This window comes from Arthrobacter nitrophenolicus, assembly GCF_045833485.1.
In the GTDB taxonomy this organism is placed as follows: domain Bacteria; phylum Actinomycetota; class Actinomycetes; order Actinomycetales; family Micrococcaceae; genus Arthrobacter; species Arthrobacter nitrophenolicus.
This window is the reverse complement of the sequence record NZ_CP174504.1, coordinates 3,774,258-3,796,289: the sequence shown is the minus strand read 5'-3', so window position 1 is coordinate 3,796,289 and position 22,032 is coordinate 3,774,258. Positions and strand designations below refer to the sequence as shown.

Genomic DNA, 22,032 nt, shown 5'->3' with positions numbered 1-22,032 from the left:
GGCCTTATCCAGAATAGACCCTGAAGCTGGGTGTCAGCCCATAGAGTCGAGAAGTGCATCCACGCGCTCGTCGACGCTCCTGAACGGGTCCTTGCAGAGGATGGTCTGGTGGGCGCGGTCGTTGAGTTTCAGGTGTACCCAGTCCACGGTGTAGTCGCGGCCCAGTTCCTGGGCGCGCCGGACGAAGTCGCCGCGCAGCTTGGCCCGGGTGGTCTGGGGTGGCGCATCGACGGCGTCCTTGATGACAGTATCGTCCACGATCCGCCGGACCGCGCCGCGGGACTGCAGCAGGTAGTACAGGCCGCGGCCACGGGAAATGTCGTGGTAGGTCAGGTCGAGCTGCGCAATCCTGGGCGCATCGAGGCCAAGCCCGTGGCGTTCGCGGTAGTTGTCCATCAACTTTTTCTTGATTGCCCAGTCGATTTCGGTCTCGATACCGCGGGAATCCCCGCTTTCGATGGCCTTGAGCGTGCGCTCCCAAAGATCAAGGATCAGGGGAACATGCGGGTTGTGAGCGCCGTTTTCCTTCACGAAGGCGGTGACCTTGGTCAGGTATTCCTGCTGGATTTCGAGGGCGGTGAGCTGGCGGCCGTTGGCCAGCCGGACCAGGGCCCTGCCGCTGAGGTCGTGCGAGATCTCGCGGATGCTGCGGATCGGGTTCTCCATCCGCATGTCCCGCATGATCACACCGGCTTCGATCATCCGCAGGACAAGGTCCACCGTGCCCACTTTCATGAGGGCGGTGGCCTCGGACATGTTCGAATCGCCGACAATGACGTGCAACCGGCGGTAGAACTCGGCGTCGGCGTGCGGTTCGTCGCGGGTGTTGATGATGGGCCGGGAACGGGTGGTGGCTGAGGATACACCTTCCCAGATGTGGTCCGCGCGCTGGGAAAACGCGTACGTCGCACCGTGCGGCGTCTTCAGAATCTTGCCCGCGCCGGCGATGAGCTGGCGGGTGACCAGGAACGGAATCAGGATTTCCGCGAGCCGGGAAAATTCGCCGCGGCGCGGGATGAGGTAGTTTTCGTGGCTGCCGTACGAGTTGCCGGCTGAGTCCGTGTTGTTCTTGAACAGGTAGACGGTGCCGTTGAAACCCTCCGCGGCCAGCCGCGCCTGTGCCTCATCCACGAGGTCGTCCAGGATCAGTTCGCCCGCCCGGTCGTGGGCGATCAGTTGGGCAAGGTCGTCGCATTCGGCGGTGGCATATTCGGGGTGCGAACCCACGTCCAGGTACAGCCGGGAACCGTTGGTGAGGAACACATTGGACGAGCGGCCCCAGCTGACCACCTTGCGGAAGAGGTACCGGGCCACCTCCTCCGGGGCAAGAGGCCTTGAATCGGGGCTCGAATAGGAGATCCCGAACTCGGTTTCAATACCGAAGATTCTCTTGTCCATGTTTCCTCCTAGGCCAGCAATGCAGTGATGTCCGCGTCGTTCAGCCGGCGGAAAGCGCGCCGTGAGCCGCGTGTGCTCTCGGACAGCCTGTCCAGGACTGCTACTTCCAGCGCCCTGGCCGGCATCGGCTTGGCTGATTCACCCGAATCGGCTGCCGGCGCCAGGCCGGACAGCGCCAGCCGGACGGCCTCGGAGAAGCTGAGCGTGCTCCGCCAGCCACCTTCAATGGCTGAGGAAACCTTCTCCGCCTGGCCACCCATGACCACGAAGCTGTGTTCGTCGGCGATGGAACCGTCGAAGGTCAGCCGGTAGAGATGGTCCTCCTCCTGGGTGGGGCCCACCTCGGCCACGGCGAGTTCCACTTCGAAAGGTTTCTGCTCCGCGGTGAACACGGCGCCCAGGCTCTGTGCGTAGACGCTGGCCAGGCCGCGCGCCGTGACGTCCTCGCGGTCGTAGGAGTATCCGCGGACGTCGGCGTACCGGACACCGGCCTGCCGGAGGCTTTCAAATTCGTTGTATTTCCCGACGGCGGCGAAGGCGATTTTGTCGTAGATCTCGCCGATTTTGTGCAGGGACGGCGACGGGTTTTCCGCTACGAGAGCTATCCCGTCAGCGCAACTGATCACCACCACAGACCTGCCGCGGGCGATGCCTTTCCGTGCGAAATCCGCACGGTCCTTCATCAGCTGTTCAGGCGATACATAAAACTGCTGCGTCATCTCAGGCCTCCCGTCCGGCGATAGTGCGGGCTTCGATGACGTTGCGCGCCGCGGCCGCAAGTTCGGCCTCGGGAATCCGGCGGGCGCCGGAACTGTCCACCGTGTAGACCACGGGCCACAACTGGCGCACGGTGTCGGGACCACCGGTGGCCGAATCGTCGTCGGCGGCGTCGTACAGGGACTCCACCGCGACGGCAAGCGCTTCCGCCGCCGTAAGGTTGGGCCGCCACAGTTTCTTCAGGGCTCCCCGTGCGAAGACCGAACCGGACCCCACGCTGTGGTGTTCGTGCTCCTCATACCGGCCGCCGGTCACGTCGTAGGAGAAAAGCCTTCCCACGCCGGCACTGGTGTCGAAGCCGGCGAACAGGGGGACGACGGCCAGGCCCTGCAGGGCGAGCGGCAGGTTGCCGCGGATCATGGCGCCCAGCCGGTTGGCCTTGCCCTCAAGGCTGAGGAGCGTGCCTTCGATTTTTTCGTAATGCTCAAGTTCAACCTGGAACAACCGCGTCAGGTCTATGGCAATGCCGGCAGTCCCCGCGATACCCAGGACCGAGAACCGGTCCGCGGGGAACACCTTTTCGATGTGCCTGCTGGCGATGATATTGCCCATGGTGGCCCGCCGGTCCCCCGCCATCAGCACGCCGCCGTCGTAGCTCATGGCGACGATCGTGGTGGCGTGCGGAACCTGCAGCGGGGCAGCTGCGGACGCAGCACCCTGAGGGGACCGGCTAAAGGGCAAAAGCTCCGGCCGGTCCCGCTGCAGATGTTCCGTAAAGGACGAGGTGGCGTTGGCGGCTACCTGGTTGGCGGTTGATTCCTGCACTCATGAACTCCTTGAACGTAGTACTAAAAGTCGGTACAGATTCCGTCCGTCCGGGGCTTCCGCCACCTTTCCGGTCCGGGTTACTGGCCGCCTTTTTGGACGAAGGCCCGGACGAATTCTTCGGCGTTGGATTCCAGAACGCCATCAATCTCGTCCAGAAGGTCGTCCACGCCTTCCGTGGATGCCGAAGCCTGGGCTTCCGGCGGTGCGGGTGGCGCCTCAGGAATGTCCTCGTCGACCTGGCTGTCGCGTGATTGCGGCTGCGTTTGCTCCTGGCCTGCCATCGTTATCCCTCCCTTAGTCGGTCATTGGATCCGGCGGATCCTCCGATATGCCAATCCTGCCACGCTGGCGGCCGTCCGGCGCGGTTTACGCCGCAGGCGGAGCGGTATTGTGTCCCAGCAACTCTGCGAGGAACGGACCCGCTTCCCGATAGCGTTCGAACAACGCTCCGGTGAGGGTTTTGGTTCCCCTCAGCGGCTCCCTGGTGGGCACCCGCTGCAGGCGGCCGTACCCGGGTACGTCAAAGATCACCGAGTCCCAGCTCGCGCCCACCACATCCTTGCCGAAGCTGCTGATGCACTTGCCGCGGAAGAACGCACGGGTGTCCGCCGGGGGCTCCCCGACGGCGGAAACGATAGCGGCGTCGTCGACGATCCTTTGCATCCGGTCCCTGGCAAGCAAGCGGTAGTACAGCCCCTTTTCGGGCCGGATATCGGACCATTGAAGGTCCACGAGTCCCAGCCGGGCGTCATCCCAGTCCAGGTTGTCCCGCTGGCGGTACCCGTCCAGGAGCGAAAGCTTAGCGAGCCATTCAACGGAACTGGCTGCCGCCGCCCGGTTGCTGTCCAGCTGGGTGAGCACTGTAGCCCACCGCTCCAGGACATCATGCGTGTGTCCATCCCCGTCCACGGCATCGCCGACGCCCGTATCCTGTGCCAGCTTAGCTGCGGCCTCGTGGTACATCCACTGAAGGTCCAGCGCGGTGACCCGCCGTCCGTCCAGCAGCCGCAAAGTGGCCGTCAGAGACGTGTCATGGCTGACCGTCTGCAAGGCCTGGACGGGTTCGTACACCTCGACCTTGGGCGCCAGGCCTGCCTCGATGAGGCTGAGGACCATGGCAGTGGTCCCGAACTTGAGGTAGTTGGATACCTGGCTGAGATTGGCATCGCCAATGATCACGTGCAGGCGCCGGTACTTGTCCGCGGTGGCGTGCGGCTCGTCCCGCGTGTTGATGATGGGCCGGCGGATGGTTGTTTCCAGGCCCACCTCGGCCTCGAAGAAATCAGCCCGCTGGCTGATCTGGTAGCCGGACGCGGACGCGTCCTGGCCGATTCCCAGCCGGCCCGCCCCGCAGAAGATCTGGCGGGTCACGAAAAACGGTGTCAGTCCGCGCACGATGTCCCCGAAGGGCACCGAACGCGGCATGAGGTAGTTCTCGTGGGAGCCGTAGGACACGGACTTGTTGTCCGTGTTGTTCTTGTAGAGGTTCACCGGCGGAAGGTCAGGGTCCGCGGCCAAACGGCGCACCGCTGCCAGCGCCACCAGGTCTCCTGCCGCGTCCCAGGTGACCGCATCGCGCGGGTTGGTGACCTCGGGGCTCGAATACTCGGGGTGGGCGTGGTCCACGTACAGGCGCGCACCGTTGCCCAGGACCATGTTCATGAGGAGCGTGCCCGACTCGTCCTGCCCGTCGAGTTCGAGTTCCTCACGGCCGTACGCCAGGGCCACCGCTTCGGCGTCCAGGACGGGCGGCTGGTCGGTCAGCTGGCTGGGATGCGCGGCGCCGCGGTCCACGGTCCAGCCGCGGGCGTCGTGCAGCGGCTCCTCGTCCGTGTAGTCCCAGCGGGTTTCGGCGCCGCCCGCGGCGCGCTGCCGGGTGACCTGCGCGTAGGCCTGGACCACCCGGGCACTCATCATAGTGGCATTTGCGGAGGGCGCGGACGGGGCATGGATGCCGTATTCGGTTTCCGCGCCCATCACCCGCATGACCCCGCCGGCCGGGAGTGCTCCCCCGGCGGCGGGCTCCGGTGCAGCCGTCATAGATACTGTCCCGTAGTGGGCATGGTTTCGATCGACTTACCAGGCTCCTGGCCGGCCTTGCCCTGGACAATGGTGCGGATGTAGGTGATCCGCTCGCCCTTCTTGCCGGAGATCCGGGCCCAGTCATCGGGATTGGTGGTGTTGGGCATGTCCTCGTGCTCACGGAACTCGTCCACCACCGCCCGCAGCAGGTGCTCGATCCGGAGCCCCTTCTGTTGGGTGGTCAGGAGGTCCTTGATGGCGTACTTTTTGGCGCGGTCCACAACGTTCTGGACCACGGCGCCGGAGTTGAAGTCCTTGAAGTACAGCATCTCGGTGTCACCGTTGGCGTAGGTGACCTCCAGGAACTCGTTCGACTTGTCCGTGGAGTACATGGCCTCCACCGTCCGCTGGACCATGGCGTCCACGGTTGCCTGGACATCGCCGTTGTGCTCGGCGAGGTCGGATTCGTGGAAGGGCAGGTCGGTGGTGATGTACTTGTTGAAGATGTCCGCCGCCGCCTCGGCGTCCGGGCGGTGGATCTTGACTTTGACGTCCAGACGGCCGGGCCGGAGGATGGCCGGATCGATCATGTCCTCGCGGTTGGAGGCGCCGATGACGATGACATTGTCCAGCCGCTCCACGCCGTCGATTTCGCTGAGCAGCTGCGGCACGATGGTTGTTTCGACGTCGGAGGAAATGCCGGTGCCGCGCGTGCGGAACAGCGAATCCATTTCGTCGAAGAACACCACTACCGGGCTGCCGTCCGAAGCCTTTTCCCGCGCCCTGGAGAAGATGAGGCGGATGTGCCGTTCGGTTTCGCCGACATACTTGTCCAGGAGCTCCGGACCTTTGATGTTCAGGAAGTAGCTCTTGAGGTCCACGTTGCCGGAGCGCTCAGCGGCGCGGGCAGCGAGGGAGTTGGCAACGGCCTTGGCGATGAGGGTCTTGCCGCAGCCCGGAGGGCCATAGAGCAGGATGCCCTTGGGAGCCTTCAGCCCGTGTTCCCGGTACAGGTCCGGGTGCAGGAACGGCAGTTCGACAGCGTCGCGGATCTGTTCGATCTGCGGGCCGAGGCCGCCGATGTCCTCGTAGGTGATGTCCGGGACTTCTTCCAGGACGAGGTTTTCCACTTCGGACCGGGGCACCTTTTCCAGCGCATACCCGGTGCGGGAATCTATGGAGAGCGCATCGCCCACACGCAGTTTTTCCGAAAGAAGGGCGCCGGAGAGGCGGACCACGCGTTCCTCGTCGGCGCGGCCGACCACCAGGGCGCGGTCGGCGCCGAGCATTTCCTTGAGCGTGGCCAGTTCGCCGGCCCGCTCGTAGCCGAGCCCGGCCACGATGAGGAGTGCTTCATTCAGCAGGACTTCCTGGCCCACGGCGAGCTGGTTGATGTTGACCAGCGGGCTGATGCCGACACGCATTTTCCGGCCGGCGTTGAAGATGTCCACGGATTCCTCCGTGGCAGCCTGCCCGCTGCTGCCGGGCGCCGGCGGGCGCTTCGGGTTCAGCTGGAGGATGGTGCCGAAGCTGTAGGGCGGCTGTCCTTCCTGGTCCAACGCGTTCTTCAGCCGGAGGATCTCGGCTTTCGCGGTCTCAAGCATGCTGACCAGCTTGGTGTTGTTCTGCGTTGCCGCAGCCAACTGGCGGTCGATGTGCCTGAGCTTGTCCCGGAGGATGTTGACCTGGCGGTCGGCAACCGAGAGGTCATTGGCGGCAGACTGCTCTGCCGGTGTACGTCCGGAGTCCTGGTTTGGAGTCTCCATATGTATCAGCCCCTTCCTGCGCTTCTATTAAGACATTAGCCCCAAGATGGCAGGTAGGGATGGAGACTCCCGAAATGTGGACTAGTTCGTGACCTCGGGACCGTCCTTGACGTTGGTCCCGGCAATCGCGTCCCGGGCGGCGCGGCGCAGCTTCTTGTCGGAGACCAGGCGCTCCCCCACCGCACCGGGCGTCCAAGCGTTGACGTCCTCTTCGTTGAACTCGGTCTTTGACGGACGGCGCTTGACCGAGATGCCGGTGACGCCGTCGGCCAGCCTGCGGGTCACCAGCAGGAAGCCTGTGTGGGCCACCATCCGGTGGTCCGGGCGGACAGCAAGTCCCTCCAGGTGCCAGCCGCGGACCAGGGACTCCCAGGCGTCCGGTTCAGTAAAGCGGCCGTCTGCACGGATGGCCTCGGCCGTACGGGACAGCTGCGTGACCGTGGCGACGTAGTTGATCCAGACGCCGCCGGGGGCCAGGACGGTGGCGACGGCGTCGAGGCACTCCCAGGGTGCCAGCATGTCCAGGACCACGCGGTCCACGGAGCCGGGCGCCTCGCTGCGCACCACTTCCTCCTGGAAATCACCCAGGGAGATCTGCCACGCGGGGTGCGGTCCGCCGAAAATGGTTTCGACGTTGCCGCGGGCGATGTCCGCGAATTCCTCGCGCCGCTCGAAGGAGTGCAGGTAGCCCTGGTCGCCTACGGCGCGGAGCAGGGAAATGGAGAGGGCGCCTGAGCCGACACCCGCCTCCACCACGCGGGCGCCGGGAAAGATGTCCGCCATGGTAACGATCTGCCCGGCGTCCTTGGGATAGACGACTGCCGCGCCGCGGGGCATGGAGAGCACGAAGTCGGAGAGCAGCGGGCGCAGGGTCTGGTACTGCTGGCCCACATTGTTGACCACCACGGAGCCGTCCACCTTGCCGATGATGTCGTCATGGTTGAGGAAGCCACGGTGGGTGTGGAACGCGCCGCCGCGCTCGAGGGTGATGGTGTTCATGCGTCCGCGCTCGTCGGTGAGCTGGACGCGTTCACCTTCCCGGAACGGTCCCCGGCGCCTGGCGGCTCCCACCGGCTGCGAGCTGCCGGCGGCGGCGCCGGACCCGGCTGCTGCTGTGGCGTCGTTGACGGCGGTCTCGCTGCTCATGATGTTCCTCGCTCCTGTAAACCTTTGGGGCCGCGCAGAGATGTCCGTGGGAGACGTGGTGGCTTCTGCGGCGGCAATGCACACCGGCAGGTAACTCTACCGGTTCTGGCCCTGCGGGCGCCTATCGGGCCGCTGCCGCTTCCCGGTGATGGCCGCCAGCACCGCCTCCTGCGAGAGCAGGCCGGTGACCCTGCCGTTATGGTCGATCACGGCGTAGTGGCGTCCCGCCACCTGCGAAAGGAAGGTGATGAGCTCCTGTCCTTTCGCCCATTCAGGGACGTAGGCGCCCGGGGCCAGGGCAAAGGAGACGGCTGTGATGGCGGTGGACGGGGCGGCGGCGGGCGGCACGGCTGCGAGTGCCGTGGCGTCCACCACGGCCTGCGGCCGGCCGTCAGGCCCGTAAACCACCACGGAATTCTGTCCCGCGGCCCCGTAACGCACCGCGTCCTGGACCGTCGCGGTGGCGGGAAGCCCGACGGCGGGGCTCGCCAGTGCCTGCGCGCTGACAAGCGGGAGCCTGCTGCGGAGCGTGCCCTGCCGGATCGAAGCGGAGGCGCCCATCCACAGGAACCCTCCGACGAGGACGGTGATCATTACCAGGCTGAACTCGGGCTCTTCGCCGGCGAGCAGGGGGCGGAGAAGGAACCAGTAGGCAAGGGCGATCACGATGATGCGGCCGCCCCAGCCCGCGGCAATGGTTCCCTTGGCCTGGCTTCCGGTCGCCTTCCAGACGGCGGACTCCACCAGCCGGCCGCCGTCGAGCGGCAGTCCCGGCAGCACGTTGAAGACGGCGATCAGGAAGTTTGCCCACATGAAAATGTTGATGAGGATATCCGCCACACTGCCCAGCGGTACCGAGGTGAGCAGCAGCCACGCGCCGCCGGCCAGGACAAAGTTGGCTGCGGGCCCGGCCAGTGCCACCAGGACTGACCTCCCCGGCGAGGCGGTGAAGCTTTCGAACTGGGTGTGGCCGCCCCAGAGATTAAGGACGATCTTTTGTGTTGGCCAGCCGTAGATCCTGGCCGTCAGGGCGTGGGCCAGTTCGTGGACCAGCACGGAAATCAGGAGCAGGACGGCGTAGGCGAACGCGATGATGTAGGCGGTGGTGCCGAGCGCGGGATTGCTGCGGCCAAGGACCGGACCGTAAACGATCACCGTGAAGGCGGCGATGATGAACCACGAGTAGGCGAGCACCACGGGGACGCCGGCGATCCGGCCGAGCGGGATGCCTTCGCGGCGAACTGGCGTGGGGGTCTCAGCCACGGCCATGTCCGACGGCGGAGGCCGGCTCCCCTGCACTGCCCGCGGCAAGGGCCGGGCTTGCTGCCAGGAGGTCCTCCAGGTCAGGCAGGGACCGGCCGGAGAGGGAGTTCCACAGCGTGTAGCGGCTGTCCTCCGGCAGGGGAACAATGTGGGGTATTGCCACCGTGGGCACCCCGGAGGCAACGGCCGCTGCCACGCCCGGCGCCGAGTCTTCGAGCGCCACGCAATGGTGGATGCCCAGGTCCGGGTCGCGTTCCTGCAGCAGCTCCACGGCGGTGAGGTAGGCCTCCGGGTGCGGCTTGCCCTGCGTGACGGTATCCCCGGTCACGAGGATTTCGAAGTACGGGCGGGGCAGGCTGTCCACCACCTGCCGCGCGAGCGGGCCTTCGGACATGGTGACCAGGGCGCACCGGACCCCGGCCTGGTGCAGGTCCTCAAGGAGTTCCCGCGCACCCGGCCGCCATGGGACCTGCCGCTGCACGCTGCTGATGACCGTCGCGGTAAGGCTGTCGATGATCTCGCGGATCTCCATCCGCACGCCCGCTTCCTGAAGGAGCCCCGCCGAAAACGTGAGGGACTGGCCCACCAGCTGCATGGCCTGCTCATGGGACCATGTGCCGCCATGGGCTTCCACGAGGGCGTGCTCCGCTGCGATCCAGTAGGGCTCGGTATCCACGATGGTCCCGTCCATATCCCAGAGGACAGCTTTGAGCGGGGAACTGGAGGCAGGCGATCGCATGTGCCCAGTCTACGGGGACTTGCTGGGCGGACCCTGTGGGCTTACGCCCTTGGCCGAATCCGGGATGGTTCCCGGCCGCCGGACGCGTATCCGGTGATTTGCGGCGCTTCAGTCATGCGCGGGGAAGCACCTTGGACGTAGGGTGAAGAAATGAATAGCTTCGAGGGAGACACCGACGCACCGGGTGCCGGACCCGAGCGGGAACGGTTCCTGCAGCCCGTGGCTGACGGGAAACGCGTAACCGTGATGCTTGCCGCCTTTGAAGGCTGGAACGACGCCGGGGAAGCGGCAAGCGATTCGCTGCGCTACCTGAACAAACTGTGGGGCGGCAAGAAGGTGGCGTCCATAGACGCCGATGAGTACTACGACTTCCAGTTCACCCGCCCCACGGTCCGCAGGAATGCCGCCGGCGAACGCAAGATTAAGTGGCCCTCCACCCGCATCTACAAGGCCAGCGCACCCAACTCCAATGTGGACGTTATCTTCGTCCAGGGTACGGAGCCGTCCTATAAGTGGCGCGCCTACACGGCCGAGTTGCTGGTGCATGCGGAAGCGCTGAATGTGGACTATGTGGTTCTGGTGGGGGCACTGCTGGCGGACGTCCCGCACAGCCGGCCCATCCCGGTCAGCACGTCCTCGGACGATGCGCCGCTGCGGGAACGCATGAACCTTGAAGCCTCGCAGTACGAAGGCCCGGTGGGCATTGTGGGCGTCCTGGCCGAGGTGGCTCTCCTGGCAGGCATTCCTACCGTTTCGCTGTGGGCCGCCGTACCGCACTACGTGGCCCAGGCGCCGTCACCCAAGGCACAGCTGGCCCTCCTGCACCGGATCGAGGAGCTGCTTCAGGTGCCGCTGGACACGCACGAGCTGGCAGAGGAAGCGGATGCCTGGGAGCGGGGCGTGGACGAACTTGCCACCGAAGACCCCGAGATCGCAGCATATGTCCGTCAGCTGGAGGAAGCGAAGGACACGGCGGACCTGCCGGAAGCAACCGGGGAATCCATTGCCCGCGAGTTCGAGCGCTACTTAAAGAGGCGGGGCCAGGACCGGCCCTGACCCCCTAAAAACCGATACAGCAAAGGGCCTGACGGGAAATCTTCCCCTCAGGTCCCTTTGCTGTGAGCGCAGGACAGCGCGCGCAGTCTAGAGGCGGATCCCCAGGAGGGCGTCCACCGCATCCTTCACCAGGTCCCGGTCGGCGGGGCTGGCGGCAGCACCGCCGTCGTTCGCCTCGCGGGCCCACCGGGAGACCGCGGCAACGGCCGCCGGCGCGTCAAGGTCAGACGCCAGCGCAGCCCGCATGTCGGCGATGAGGGGTTCGGCGGAACCTGCCGGGGCGTGTCCAAGGGCGCGGCGCCAGGCGGCGAGGTCGGCTTTCGCAGCGGCGAAGCCTTCGTCAGTCCAGGACCAGTCGGAGCGGTAGTGGTGGGCAAGGATGGCGAGCCGGATGGCGGCGGGGTCCTCCCCGGCGGCCCGCAGCCTGGAAACCAGCACCAGGTTGCCCTTGGACTTGCTCATTTTTTCGCCGTCGAGCCCCACCATGCCTGCGTGCGCGAAATGCCGGGCCAGCGGCACGCCTGCGAGCGAGAACGCGTGCCCGGCACCCATTTCATGGTGCGGGAAGATAAGGTCGGAACCGCCGCCCTGGACGGTGAACGGGGACGGCAGGTACTTCTGCGCGATGACGGTGCATTCAATGTGCCAGCCGGGCCGGCCGGCGCCGAGGCTTCCACCGGGCCAGCTCGGCTCACCGTCGCGCGCCACGCGCCACAGCAGCGGGTCAAGCGCCTGGCGCTTGCCTGCGCGGCCGGGATCACCGCCGCGCTCCGCGAAGAGCTCCAGCATTTCGCTTTCCGGCCGCCCGGAGATGCTGCCCAGGCTCCATGCTCCCGGTGCCACGGACTGCTTGCCCGCCGCTTCGACGTCGTAATAGACGTCGCCGTCCGGCTCCCCGTTGGTGCCCTCAACCGTGTAGGCCAGGCCGAGGCTCACAAGCCGCTCCACCTCAGGCACGATCAGCCCGATGGATTCGACCGCACCGACGTAATGGTCCGGGGAGAGGACGTTGAGGGCCTCCATGTCCGTCTGGAACAGCTCGATCTGGCTGGCTGCCAGGTCCTGCCAGTCCACTCCGGTGGCCGTGGCCCGCTCCAGCAGCGGATCATCGACGTCGGTCACGTTCTGGACGTACGAGACGTTTTTGCCGGCGTCGCGCCATGCCCTGTTGAGCAGGTCGAAGGCCACGTAGCTGGCGGCATGGCCCATGTGCGTGGCGTCGTAAGGGGTGATGCCGCAGACGTACATGGACGGCCTGGCCTCAGGCTCAAGCTCCACCTCGCGGCCTGCCGCGGTATCGAACAACCGGATGGCAGGCATGCTTCCGGGCAGGGCAGGAACGGGGCGGGAGGACCAGGATTTCACACACCAAGCCTAGTGCTAGGCGCTGATGACTCCGAAACCGAGCAGCAGGTAGAGGCCCAGACCCAGCAATATGCGGTACCAGACGAACAGGCGGTAGCTGCGGGTGGAGACGAATTTCAGGAACCAGCCGATGATGATGTAGCCCACCACGAAGGCGATAACCGTTGCCAGGGCCGTTTCAGGCAGGCCGTAGGGTCCGGTGATGCCGTCCTTGGAGACCACCTTGTACAGCTGGTAGAGCCCGCTCCCGAAGACCGCGGGGATGGCGAGCAGGAAGGAGTAGCGTGCCGCGGCCTCACGCGTGTACCCCATGAGCAGGCCGGCCGTGATCGTTCCGCCGGAGCGGGAGACGCCGGGAATCAGTGCCATGGCCTGCGCGAACCCGTAAAGGATGCCGTGCTTGTACGTGAGGTGGTTGAGGTCGCGCTTCTGCTTGCCAACCGCGTCGGCGACGGCCAGGAAGAGGCCGAAGACGATAAGCATCGTGGCTACGATCCACATGCTGCGCAGCACCGACTCGATCTGGTCCTGGAACAGCAGGCCGAGCACGATGATCGGAAGGCTGCCCAGGATGACCAGCCAGCCCATCCGGGCGTCGGGGTCCTGCCGCGACACTTTTCCGCTGAGGGAACCGGCCCAGGCCTTGACGATCCGGACGATGTCCCGCCAGAAATACACCAGCACGGCCGTTTCGGTGCCCAGCTGGGTGATGGCGGTAAAAGCTGCCCCGGGGTCAGCGGCGTTGGGAAGGAATTGCCCCACGATCCGCAGATGCGCACTAGAAGAAATTGGTAGAAATTCGGTCAGTCCCTGCACTAGGCCCAGCAGGGCCACCTCAAACCAGTTCACGCTAAGACCCTACGGCATGGGTACGGGTGGTTCTGCCCGTAAGCTTGCTGCTATGCAGCAGCGTTACGTCGGCAACAGTGGATTGCGTGTTTCAGCCCTCTCGCTCGGCACCATGGACTGGGCCGGCGAAACCGACGAACAGGACGCCACCGAGCTGCTGCGCACGTTCCTTAACGCCGGCGGGCGGCACGTGGATACGGCAGCTTCCTACTCCGAGGGGCGCGCCGAAGCCATGCTGGGTTCGCTGCTAGGCGACGTGGTGGCCCGCACCGAGGTCACCATCTCCACCAAGGCGGGAATGACGACGCCGGATGGCCGGCGCGCCGTCGACACGTCCCGTAACGCGATGCTCACCGGCCTGGAGGCCAGCCTGGCCAGGCTCGGCACCGATTATGTGGACATCTGGTTCGCCCAGGCCTGGGACGGAAACGTCCCGCTCGAGGAAACCCTGTCCGCCCTGGAGTTTGCGGTCCGCACAGGCAGGGCCCGGTACGTCGGTGTGTCCAATTTCACCGGCTGGCAGGCGGCCAAGGCAGCGGCTGTTGCAGGGTTCCCGCTGGTGGCGGTGCAGGCAGAGTACTCGTTCGTCCAGCGGAAACCGGAAGCCGAGCTCATTCCCGCCGTCGAGGACGCCGGCCTGGGCCTGATGGCCTGGGCTCCGCTGGGCCGCGGCGTCCTGACCGGAAAGTACCGCGGCAGCATTCCGTCAGGGTCCCGGGGGGCTACCGCCTCCGGGGCGGCGTATGTGGAGCCCTACCTTGCGGAGAAGCCGTCCAGGACGGTTGAAGCGGTCTGCATGGCGGCAAAAGGCCTGGGCAGGTCACCCCAGGATGTGGCGCTCAGCTGGCTGCTGTCGCAGCACGGGGTGTCCACCGCGATCGTGGGTGCGCGGACACCCGTGCAGCTGAAGGAAATACTTGAGTCGCAGCTGGCGCCGCTGCCGCCCGAAATCGCCCTGGCCCTGGAGGACGTGTCCGCGGCGCGGTAGCTTCCGTTCTATGCGCTGCCCTGGGCCTTACTCCTCGACGATCTCCAGATCCTCGTCGTCCACGTCGCTGTCCTCGTCCTCTTCGTCCTCGTCATCAAAGACCTGCAGCGGGGTTACTTCGTTGTAGGCCTCGTACAGTGCGTCTTCATAAACTTCGAAGGCATCTGCCACTGCAAAAAATGCTGCCTCCACGGAGGGGTCACCATCTCCGCGGCGGTTGGATGCTGCTATAAGGTGTTCTTCCAAAGCGGTGGTCAGGGACGAAAGCGCGACACGCGGATCGATGCTCATGACTTCACGTTAGCCGGAAAAGGACGAAAATGGAGAGCAATGAAGGAACAATTTCTCACCAGCTCGGTCCAGCGGGAACGGGACTATTTGAGGCAGTACGAGTACCTCGTACTGACGGTGAGCCCCGACGATTCGCTTCATGAGGCACGGCGCCGGCTCGTGGAACACTCCGAGTACGGCAAGTGGGAACTGGAACGCAGCAAGCTGTATGTGGGCGGCGGCCGGCGGTTCTGGCTCCGCCGCAGGGTGTTGCAGGTCCAGCGGACCGTCTAGTTCTCGAGTGGTCCCAGCCAGGCGTTCGCCACCGTGTTGTGGGCCGATTCGTCGTCGGACGGGTGGAACATGCCGGCGAGGACATCCCGGTAGAGTCGCTCAAGTTCGGAACCGCGGAAATAGCTTGATCCGCCGCTGACCCGGATTGCCAGGTCCACTACCCGGCGGGCAGTCTCGGTCGCATTGACTTTGAGCCCCACCAGCTTGGGGAACCATTGGGCGCCATGGTCCGCCTGGGCGTCAACGTCGGCCGCCACCGTTGTTAGGTGCGGGTACAGGCTGTCCATGGCCATGGCTGCCTCGGCGACCTTCCAGCGGATGTCCGGATCCTGGGCGTAGCTCCTGCCGCCGTTCTTGAATGACGTGCGGCGTTTGGCGGTTTCGACGCCCACAGCCAGCGCCCGCTCCCCCAGTCCTGTGTAGACGGCGGCCAGCAGTGTTTCGAAGCAGGCGAAGATGGCGAAGATCAGCGGATCGGGGTTGGGCCCCACGGGGAGTTTGCGGAAGATCCGCTCCGCCGGGACCCGCACGCCCTCCAGGACAGTGGTGGCGGACTGGCTGGCACGCATGCCCAGGGTGTCCCAGTCGTCGAGGATGCGGTAGCCGGCCGTCTCGCGGGTGATGAACCCGTGGACGAGTTCGCCGTCGCCGTCCCCGGCCTCCGCGTCCTTCCCGAAAATCCCCAGCCGCGTCCAGGCCGGTGACAGGCTGGTGAAGATCTTCGTGCCCGTGAAGGCGTACCCGCCGTCCGGCAGCGGGACAGCTTCAGTACGGGAGTCAAAGAGGACGGCGTCATTGCCTGCCTCGGAATTGCCGAAGGCAAAGATCTCGCCCTCTGCCGCTTCCCTGAGGACGAACTCCAGCGAGCTGTCCCCGCGGCTCTTCAGGACATGGGCGACGCCGGTCCACACCAGGTGCATATTCACCGCAAGGGCGGTGGCCGGGGCAGCCGTTGCGAGCCTGCGCTGGCACTGCGCCGCCGTTTCGAGGCCAAAGCCCATGCCGCCGTCGGACGCGGGGACAAACAACTTCAGGTAGCCGGCGGCAGCAAGCTCTGCCAGGTCCTCGTGGAAGAAGGTGTTGTTCCGGTCGTAGCCGGCTGCCCTGCCGCGGATCCGCTCCAGGAGGGAGTCCGGGAGCACGTCTTCAGGCGTCATGGCATTCATTGGTCAGTAGTTGGTGAGCAGGGTGTTGAGGACCCTGGCGCCGAACTTGAGCGAGTCCGCGGGAACGCGCTCGTCAACCCCGTGGAACATGCCGGTGAAGTCCAGCTCGTCCGGCAGCATCAGGGGCGCGAAGCCGTAGCCCGTGATGCCGAGCCTGCTCAGCGATTTGTTGTCCGTGCCGCCGGAGAGGGTGTAGGGCAGGACCTTGGCGCCGGGGTCTTCGGAGTGCAGGGCGTCGATCATGGAGTCCACCAGGTTGCCTGCGAAGGGCACCTCCAGGGAGACATCCTTGTGGACGTAGCTGACATCGACGCCGGTTCCGGCCAGTTCGCGGACGATCTCCAGGACGTGCTCCTGCTGGCCGGGCAGGGTGCGGCAGTCGATCAGCGCCTCCGCGGACTCCGGGATGACGTTGTGCTTGTAGCCGCCTTTGAGCAGCGTGGGGTTGGTGGTGTTCTGGAGTGTTGCGCCCACGAACCGGGCCACGGTCCCCAGCTGGCTGAGCAGCACGTCCGGGTTGTCGGCGTCGAACTCCACACCCGTGAGTTCCGTCACGCCGTCCAGGAACTGGCGGGTGGTGGGGGTCAGCTCAATGGGCCACTTGTACTCGCCGATGCGCGTCACGGCTCCGGCCAGGCGCGTCACGGCGTTGTCCGTGCTGATCTGCGAGCCGTGTCCCGCCCTGCCGTGCGCCACGAGGCGGAGCCATGAGATGCCCTTCTCCGCAGTCTGCAGGAGGTAGGTGCGCTGGCCGCCGATAGTGGCAGAGAACCCGCCCACTTCGGAGATGGCTTCTGTGGCCCCCTCGAAGAGTTCGGGGCGCTTGTCCACGGCGTAGCGGGCCCCCATGGCCCCGCCGGCTTCCTCATCGGCGAAGAAGGCGAAGATGATGTCCCGCTTGGGCTTCTTTCCGGTCCGCGCGAAGCCGCGCAGCACGGAAAGGATCATGGCGTCCATGTCCTTCATGTCCACGGCGCCGCGTCCCCAGATCAGCCCGTCCTTCAGTTCTGCGCCGAACGGGTCCACGGACCACTGGTCACGGAGGGCGGGGACAACGTCCAGGTGGCCGTGCACCACCAGCGCGCTGGCGGACGGATCCTCGCCGGCCATCCGGGTGACCACATTCGCCCGGCCCGGGGCGGACTCGAAGATCTCTGCCTCCAGCCCAACCTCCTCGATCAGCCCGGCGGCGTATTCAGCGGCCGCCCGCTCCCCCGGCCCGGACCCATCGCCATAGTTCGAGGTATCGATCCGGATGAGTTCCTGGCAGATCCGGACAACTTCATCCTCGGGCAGGACGTCAGGCATTGAGAGCTCCTCGTTAGGGAATGACTGGCTGGCACGGGCGGAAACCGCTGCCCTCAGCCTACCCATGTCGCCCGATTCGTTGTTCCTGAAAAGTCGTGTTAGAGTTTTTCTCGCTGCTTCGGAGAGGCGCGAAACACTGAAAGGTGTGAACGGCTCCCGAAATACCACCTGCGCGGGTGGCGGAATGGCAGACGCGCTAGCTTGAGGTGCTAGTCCTCGAAAGGGGGTGGGGGTTCAAGTCCCCCTCCGCGCACAAAGGGAAGCCCCGGAAAATCGTTGATTTTCCGGGGCTTTTTTCATGCCCGCATCCACTCGTGGCTCTTCGTTCTATCGGGTGTGTTGAATCTGACAATGCGAATCGCCGGTCCGCGGAGGGCACTGGCCGCCCGGGTCGGGAAGCGACGGGCGACTGACCGCGGCGCGGGCGCTGGAACACCGGGATCCGCCCATGCCACACCTAAGCTGGTCCAGTGGATCCGACGCCCTCCCCCAGCCCCGTCCAAGTCATTGTGGACACCGGCCCGGCCGAGTGGTGGCAGATTCTTGCCGCCCTGGGTCCGTTGGCCGTGCTCCTTGGTGCCCTGCTTGCCGCTTTCATCGGGTGGAACACCCTCCGGCAGCGGACCACCGCCGATGAGAAGTCCCTCGCGCAGAAACGGGAGGCTGACAACCGGGCCGAATGGTGGAAGCGCACCCAGTGGGCGATCGACAGTTCGATGTCCGACGAGCCCGACCGGGCAAAGCTGGGGCTTCGGGTGATGTCGGTTCTCGCCGAGAGCACCCTGGCCGGGCCGGAGGAACTGCAGATCATCACGTCCGCGTGGGTGGACCCGCTGGAAGTAGCCGAGCAAACCCGGACAGAATTGGGTCAGCAGGCACGTCCGGGCAGAGTGGACGAGGGGCCGGAACCGGGCGACAATGAATCAACAACCAAGGATGAGGTGAGGAGGCGATGAGCATGATGACCGCCCCGGAATCAGACCGCGACCACGACTCAAGTGGCGCTGCGGCGAAGGAACCGAAGCATGCCGCTGGCTCTCCGAAACTCTCCCACCGGCCCGCCTCCTATGACCGCGGTGTGCAGATTGCAGCTGCCCAGTTGAGGCTGGTGACTGACCGCCGGCTCGGGCGGACCACCCCGGAGTGGATCAAGGAACTCGCGCGGGAAGAACCGCAGGCGTCCTGACACGAACTTTTCACACGGAAGAGCCAGCTCCACCGCGAACGGGGGCTGGCTCTTCTTGTAGTGCCTGATGCAACATCCGGTGTCCTTGGGACTCAAAGCGTTCGTCGCCGATGAGGTATGCCCAAACAGCTGTACCTACAGCTTCACGGAGCAGGTCGATCCGCCAGACATCCTTGTTCCGGGTGTCGTCACCGTATCCGGCCAGGAAAGCTGCTTCGAGGCCCGGCCGTTGTTGCCACTGCTGAACCGCCAACCTGCAAAAGTCCGTGGCTGCAGGACGGAAACCGAAGCGGCCGAAGTCTATTGCCCTGACCGCCGTTCCATCGCTGAGCCAGTTCCGGGGCTGCCAGTCCCCATGCGTCGGCACCACTTCCCTGGGGCGTGGCCGATATTCCGCCAGGCGCCGCCGGACTTCGCCCTCGACCTCCTGATCAATACGGTGTTCCCGGTCCAGCCAACTCAACGCCTTCGCCGTAGCCGCCGCCTCATATTCGTCGTCAACCCGCAGTTCCTGGCTATGGAGTGTCTTCAGGATTTTGCCGGCCTGTGCGTGCGTATCCTCGTCCAGTTCAAGGCGGGTGTCCTCAACCAGAGTCCCGTCCAGGTAATCGAAAACCAGAAGGTTCAACTCCCGCCTGGAGTACATCAGCCGCGCCGCCCGGCCCTGGCTCACCAGGGGTCGAGTCCAAGAGGAGTGGGCAGTGATTTCCCGGCCAATGTGATGATTCTCCGGTCCGGCAGCTTTGACGATGACATGCGTGCCGCCGTCACGAACGTGCAGGACTTTGGTGTCCATCTGGCCCCACGACAGATCAGCGATGAGCTCGGGCGCGCCGAACAGGGAGCTGACCAATTCTGCCTGCTGCTGCGACAACCGCCCAGCATCCCAACGCGCCATGTGCCGGAGCCTACCAGCAGCAAACGGCACGGGGCCTGTGGCAGAAGCAGGGCTAGACGGGTCCGGGTAAGGACGGATTGGGGGATCCATGGCAGCGGTGCCGTCGTTCCGCTGGTCGGTCGCAGCCAGCGCACCGAAGGATAGCCTTGACCCTCTTCAAAGATTTCCCCGTGCCTCCGTTGCCGCCCCAGCCAAAGGCGACAAGATACGTCCCGCCGCCCTGGGCAGCCGCACCGGCATACGAGCTGCCTTCCGTAGTCCACATCGGCCAGTTCCTGCATCGGAGTCCCACCATGGTGGTGGCTGTCAAAAGTGCGGACGTGTATTCCACCGGCTGCTCCTTCAACCTGTCCTGGCTCATCCGCCGGGGTGTACAGACCGACGAGGACTGGGCCGACCTGCCGCATCTGTTCTTTCAGCTAGGCATGGGCATCCGCCGGGGCAAGAGACTGGCGACGGGCCTGCTGTTCGGTGTGCAGTTTCCGGACGGGGCAAAGGCAAGTACCGGCAACCAGGGTCCGCACGGCCTGATGGAAACCGGCGGCCAGCAGCCTGAGCCGCCGACCCTCGTTCTCAACAACAGCGGAGGCAGCGGCGCCGATGATGAGTTCGCCGGATCAGGCCTGCTTTGGCTCTGGCCGCTTCCGCCAGCCGAAGGGCTTCGCCTGCTGGTCCAGTGGCTCGACTTTGGACTGGAGGAGACCTCACTGGTGCTCGACGGCGGCCGGCTGCGGGATGCCGCCGCAGGCGCCCGGCAGTTCTGGCCCGAGGCCGGGCTTGCCTGACTTGCATGGGAGGTTGGGAAGGGCATCCGTTGTTTTGAACAACGGACGTGCCCACCATTGGAAGCGTGGGAAGGAAGAACAGTCGGCATGGAACTGCGCTTGCGGTGTGCCTGCTGGGCTTGCTTTGCGGCGCCTCGGGCTGCGTTTATGACTACTCCGAACCCCTGCAGTCAACGACTGCTCCCGCGCCGCCCACGCCGACAGTCGGCCGCCCGTCTCACACAGGGACCCTCCAGCCCTACAGCGATCCGCAGATCCGGGAGCAGGAAGCAAAGAATTATGCTGAACTGTACCGGCTCTTAAGGGCGTCGCCCGGTCCGTCCATCCTCTTTGAAGTAGGCCCACTGGACGGACCCGTCAGGGGCTTCGGCGGGACGGCTGGTGTGCCTGCCTCCGGGCTGTACACCGTCACGGCAGCCTGCGTTGGAGCCATCGGGGCGAAGGTCTCGGTTGGCCAGGAGCATCCCGGGGCCCCTTTCCGGCCTATGGAACTCGCTCTGGATTGCACCGGGACCACCTCGGAAGTTGTGGCTCTTGAGCAGGGGTACGTGTTTGCTTATCTGGTACTGCCGGGCCCGGGAGATACGCCATGGACAGGGGCCGTGGGCGGCGTCCGTGTGATCGCGGCCGGTTGAGGCGCTTGGACTCGGACCGGTATCGGGGACCCGTGGGAGCGCGAAAATCATGATCGGATAACGCCCGCCAAGCTGTCATCACGTGTCCGTAGCCCTTGGATTCGGAACAGCTTTCAGCGGCACCCCTGCTCCTACACTGAGCCATGGATACGATCACCGGCGTGGCCCTGATTATCGGAGCCGCCGTGGCTTGGATGGGCATGACGGTTTTCGTGATACTGAGGCTGCGGCGCCGCCGGAAAGGGTCGACGGTCGTGGCCACCGCTCCCCCGCCTGCTGACAGCGGGAGTTTGCACTACCGGCCCTGGCGGCGCGACCGTCCACCGGCGACGCGGATTCCCCCGCGTCGCCAGCACAGGCTGCGCCTGAAAAGAGTCCGGGGATAACTCCTCCGAACGCCTTAGGCGCACCCAGGCAATCGGCTCCGCCTACGTGTTGCGGTTCCAGCTGCTTGCCGGCAGCAAAAAGCCCGCCTCCAAGGAAGCGGGCTTCTTGCTGCTCAGGCGAGCGGCTGCTAGCCAAGTGGCCGGTCGAAGCGCTGCCCGGCAGGGTTGGATGGCAGGATTGCCATAACGATCAGGGCCAGTGCGCCGAGAAAAGGTACCAGGATCAGCAGGGCAAGCCAGCCGCTGAGGTTCGCGTCATGCAGGCGACGGACCAGCAGGGCGAAGGACGGAACAATGACGGCCAGCCCCCATATGATCAAAAGGATGCTGCCGACCAGCGCTCCGGGGCCGGGGACCGGTGTGCCGTCAGCGGTGACCGTTGACCCAGCAGTGCCGGCCACGGAAGTGATGATGTTGAGGACGACGCCTACCGCAAAGGCAACAAGCGCCCACCACCAGTATTCGCTCCGGCTGGCCCGGCCGGAGAAGGTGGCGTACTTCTTGAAGAAGCGTTGGACGGCGACTGGCAGGGTGGCCCCGTAGTAGGGCGCCCACAGCGGCGGTTCGCCGGCCGTGGCCGGCTGGTAGGACTGTTGCTGCTGGCTCGGATATTGCGGATAGCTCATGGATTCCCCCCGGAACTTTTCGAGTGACGAGACCAGCCCATCCTAGGACCACTCCGCAGCAAAAGTCCTTTCGATGGACAAACTTAACCGAAAATTTGCCGGGCTCCGCCGCTGGATGTACCCGTGCCTTCGGCCCCGACGTTGTTACCCGGGTGGGGCAGGAACTGCTCGCCCTGCGGTGCTCGCTGATGCTGGGGCAGCCGCACCACCGGTACCCGCTGCACTAATGCGGCCTCAACCTCCGCGGCTGCCTGCCCTGTTTCCCCGGCTCCGGACCGGATACTGCCGGACGGTACTGAACGCGGCGGTGCCCTGAGCGCTCCGCGCGCTTCTGCTGCCGG

22 protein-coding genes and 1 tRNA gene are annotated in these 22,032 nt (G+C 65.5%); 7 read left to right on the top strand and 16 right to left on the bottom strand.

What is annotated here, in order from left to right; all coding sequences use genetic code 11:
- Positions 1 to 33: 33 nt before the first annotated feature.
- The 9 genes from pafA to ACJJV6_RS17475 form a co-directional block, all read right to left on the bottom strand.
- Positions 34 to 1,398 (bottom strand): Pup--protein ligase, encoded by a 1,365-nt coding sequence (gene pafA, locus ACJJV6_RS17515; protein ID WP_407709467.1) that lies wholly within the window; start codon positions 1,396 to 1,398, stop codon positions 34 to 36.
- An 8-nt stretch (positions 1,399 to 1,406) separates the two neighbouring features.
- The gene (prcA, locus tag ACJJV6_RS17510) at positions 1,407 to 2,117 is read right to left on the bottom strand and encodes a proteasome subunit alpha (RefSeq protein WP_009358587.1); all 711 of its coding nucleotides are present in this window, start codon (positions 2,115 to 2,117) and stop codon (positions 1,407 to 1,409) included.
- A 1-nt stretch (position 2,118) separates the two neighbouring features.
- Positions 2,119 to 2,940: a proteasome subunit beta gene (gene prcB, locus ACJJV6_RS17505; protein WP_009358586.1), complete on the bottom strand. Its 822-nt coding sequence runs from the start codon at positions 2,938 to 2,940 to the stop codon at positions 2,119 to 2,121.
- A gap of 80 nt (positions 2,941 to 3,020) precedes the next feature.
- Positions 3,021 to 3,224: a ubiquitin-like protein Pup gene (locus tag ACJJV6_RS17500; protein WP_009358585.1), complete on the bottom strand. Its 204-nt coding sequence runs from the start codon at positions 3,222 to 3,224 to the stop codon at positions 3,021 to 3,023.
- 85 nt (positions 3,225 to 3,309) lie between these two features.
- On the bottom strand, positions 3,310 to 4,983 hold the full coding sequence (dop, locus tag ACJJV6_RS17495) for a depupylase/deamidase Dop (RefSeq protein ID WP_407709466.1): 1,674 nt from the start codon (positions 4,981 to 4,983) through the stop codon (positions 3,310 to 3,312).
- On the bottom strand, positions 4,980 to 6,731 hold the full coding sequence (gene arc, locus ACJJV6_RS17490; RefSeq protein ID WP_009358583.1) for a proteasome ATPase: 1,752 nt from the start codon (positions 6,729 to 6,731) through the stop codon (positions 4,980 to 4,982). The genes dop and arc overlap by 4 nt, the downstream gene beginning before the upstream one ends.
- An 81-nt stretch (positions 6,732 to 6,812) precedes the next feature.
- The gene (locus ACJJV6_RS17485; RefSeq protein WP_009358582.1) at positions 6,813 to 7,877 is read right to left on the bottom strand and encodes a tRNA (adenine-N1)-methyltransferase; all 1,065 of its coding nucleotides are present in this window, start codon (positions 7,875 to 7,877) and stop codon (positions 6,813 to 6,815) included.
- A gap of 96 nt (positions 7,878 to 7,973) precedes the next feature.
- Positions 7,974 to 9,146, bottom strand: coding sequence for a site-2 protease family protein (locus tag ACJJV6_RS17480; protein WP_407709465.1), 1,173 nt, complete (start codon positions 9,144 to 9,146; stop codon positions 7,974 to 7,976).
- On the bottom strand, positions 9,133 to 9,879 hold the full coding sequence (locus ACJJV6_RS17475; protein WP_407709464.1) for an HAD family hydrolase: 747 nt from the start codon (positions 9,877 to 9,879) through the stop codon (positions 9,133 to 9,135). The genes ACJJV6_RS17480 and ACJJV6_RS17475 overlap by 14 nt, the downstream gene beginning before the upstream one ends.
- Positions 9,880 to 10,029: 150 nt before the next feature.
- Here ACJJV6_RS17475 and ACJJV6_RS17470 point away from each other — a divergent pair, with 150 nt between their 5' ends.
- Complete coding sequence (locus ACJJV6_RS17470) at positions 10,030 to 10,935, top strand: PAC2 family protein (protein ID WP_009358579.1); 906 nt, start codon at positions 10,030 to 10,032, stop codon at positions 10,933 to 10,935.
- Positions 10,936 to 11,022: 87 nt separating this feature from the next.
- On the opposite strand, the gene mshC is transcribed toward ACJJV6_RS17470, so the two are convergent.
- Positions 11,023 to 12,300 (bottom strand): cysteine--1-D-myo-inosityl 2-amino-2-deoxy-alpha-D-glucopyranoside ligase, encoded by a 1,278-nt coding sequence (gene mshC / locus ACJJV6_RS17465; protein WP_407709463.1) that lies wholly within the window; start codon positions 12,298 to 12,300, stop codon positions 11,023 to 11,025.
- 15 nt (positions 12,301 to 12,315) lie between these two features.
- Positions 12,316 to 13,149 (bottom strand): undecaprenyl-diphosphate phosphatase, encoded by an 834-nt coding sequence (locus ACJJV6_RS17460; protein WP_133347066.1) that lies wholly within the window; start codon positions 13,147 to 13,149, stop codon positions 12,316 to 12,318.
- A gap of 52 nt (positions 13,150 to 13,201) precedes the next feature.
- Between ACJJV6_RS17460 and ACJJV6_RS17455 the strand changes: the two genes are divergently transcribed.
- Positions 13,202 to 14,137, top strand: a complete 936-nt coding sequence (locus tag ACJJV6_RS17455) for an aldo/keto reductase (RefSeq protein ID WP_009358577.1) — start codon at positions 13,202 to 13,204, stop codon at positions 14,135 to 14,137.
- A 27-nt stretch (positions 14,138 to 14,164) separates the two neighbouring features.
- Here the strand turns inward: ACJJV6_RS17455 and ACJJV6_RS17450 are convergent, their stop codons facing one another.
- A complete protein-coding gene (locus ACJJV6_RS17450; protein WP_009358576.1) occupies positions 14,165 to 14,428 on the bottom strand; it encodes a hypothetical protein in 264 nt (87 codons plus the stop codon).
- Between the two features lie 39 nt (positions 14,429 to 14,467).
- On the opposite strand from ACJJV6_RS17450, the gene ACJJV6_RS17445 reads away from it, so the two are divergent.
- Positions 14,468 to 14,701, top strand: coding sequence for a DUF5703 family protein (locus ACJJV6_RS17445; RefSeq protein ID WP_009358575.1), 234 nt, complete (start codon positions 14,468 to 14,470; stop codon positions 14,699 to 14,701).
- On the opposite strand, the gene ACJJV6_RS17440 is transcribed toward ACJJV6_RS17445, so the two are convergent.
- Together ACJJV6_RS17440 and ACJJV6_RS17435 are read right to left on the bottom strand one after the other, a co-directional pair.
- A complete protein-coding gene (locus ACJJV6_RS17440) occupies positions 14,698 to 15,858 on the bottom strand; it encodes an acyl-CoA dehydrogenase family protein (protein WP_009358574.1) in 1,161 nt (386 codons plus the stop codon). The two genes, ACJJV6_RS17445 and ACJJV6_RS17440, sit on opposite strands and share 4 nt — an antisense overlap.
- A gap of 12 nt (positions 15,859 to 15,870) precedes the next feature.
- The gene (locus tag ACJJV6_RS17435) at positions 15,871 to 17,175 is read right to left on the bottom strand and encodes a M20/M25/M40 family metallo-hydrolase (protein ID WP_354176874.1); all 1,305 of its coding nucleotides are present in this window, start codon (positions 17,173 to 17,175) and stop codon (positions 15,871 to 15,873) included.
- A gap of 170 nt (positions 17,176 to 17,345) precedes the next feature.
- On the opposite strand from ACJJV6_RS17435, the gene ACJJV6_RS17430 reads away from it, so the two are divergent.
- From ACJJV6_RS17430 to ACJJV6_RS17420, 3 genes are all read left to right on the top strand, one after another.
- Positions 17,346 to 17,428 (top strand) — tRNA-Leu (locus ACJJV6_RS17430).
- 217 nt (positions 17,429 to 17,645) lie between these two features.
- A complete protein-coding gene (locus ACJJV6_RS17425) occupies positions 17,646 to 18,131 on the top strand; it encodes a hypothetical protein (RefSeq protein ID WP_354176876.1) in 486 nt (161 codons plus the stop codon).
- Positions 18,128 to 18,361 (top strand): hypothetical protein, encoded by a 234-nt coding sequence (locus tag ACJJV6_RS17420; protein ID WP_009358572.1) that lies wholly within the window; start codon positions 18,128 to 18,130, stop codon positions 18,359 to 18,361. The genes ACJJV6_RS17425 and ACJJV6_RS17420 overlap by 4 nt, the downstream gene beginning before the upstream one ends.
- Positions 18,362 to 18,371: 10 nt before the next feature.
- Here ACJJV6_RS17420 and ACJJV6_RS17415 read toward each other — a convergent pair whose 3' ends face one another.
- Positions 18,372 to 19,259: a phosphotransferase family protein gene (locus ACJJV6_RS17415; RefSeq protein WP_009358571.1), complete on the bottom strand. Its 888-nt coding sequence runs from the start codon at positions 19,257 to 19,259 to the stop codon at positions 18,372 to 18,374.
- A gap of 146 nt (positions 19,260 to 19,405) precedes the next feature.
- Here ACJJV6_RS17415 and ACJJV6_RS17410 point away from each other — a divergent pair, with 146 nt between their 5' ends.
- The gene (locus ACJJV6_RS17410; RefSeq protein ID WP_354176879.1) at positions 19,406 to 20,044 is read left to right on the top strand and encodes a hypothetical protein; all 639 of its coding nucleotides are present in this window, start codon (positions 19,406 to 19,408) and stop codon (positions 20,042 to 20,044) included.
- A 1,149-nt stretch (positions 20,045 to 21,193) separates the two neighbouring features.
- Here the strand turns inward: ACJJV6_RS17410 and ACJJV6_RS17405 are convergent.
- Positions 21,194 to 21,691, bottom strand: coding sequence for a DUF805 domain-containing protein (locus ACJJV6_RS17405; RefSeq protein WP_009358568.1), 498 nt, complete (start codon positions 21,689 to 21,691; stop codon positions 21,194 to 21,196).
- Positions 21,692 to 22,032 lie beyond the last annotated feature (341 nt).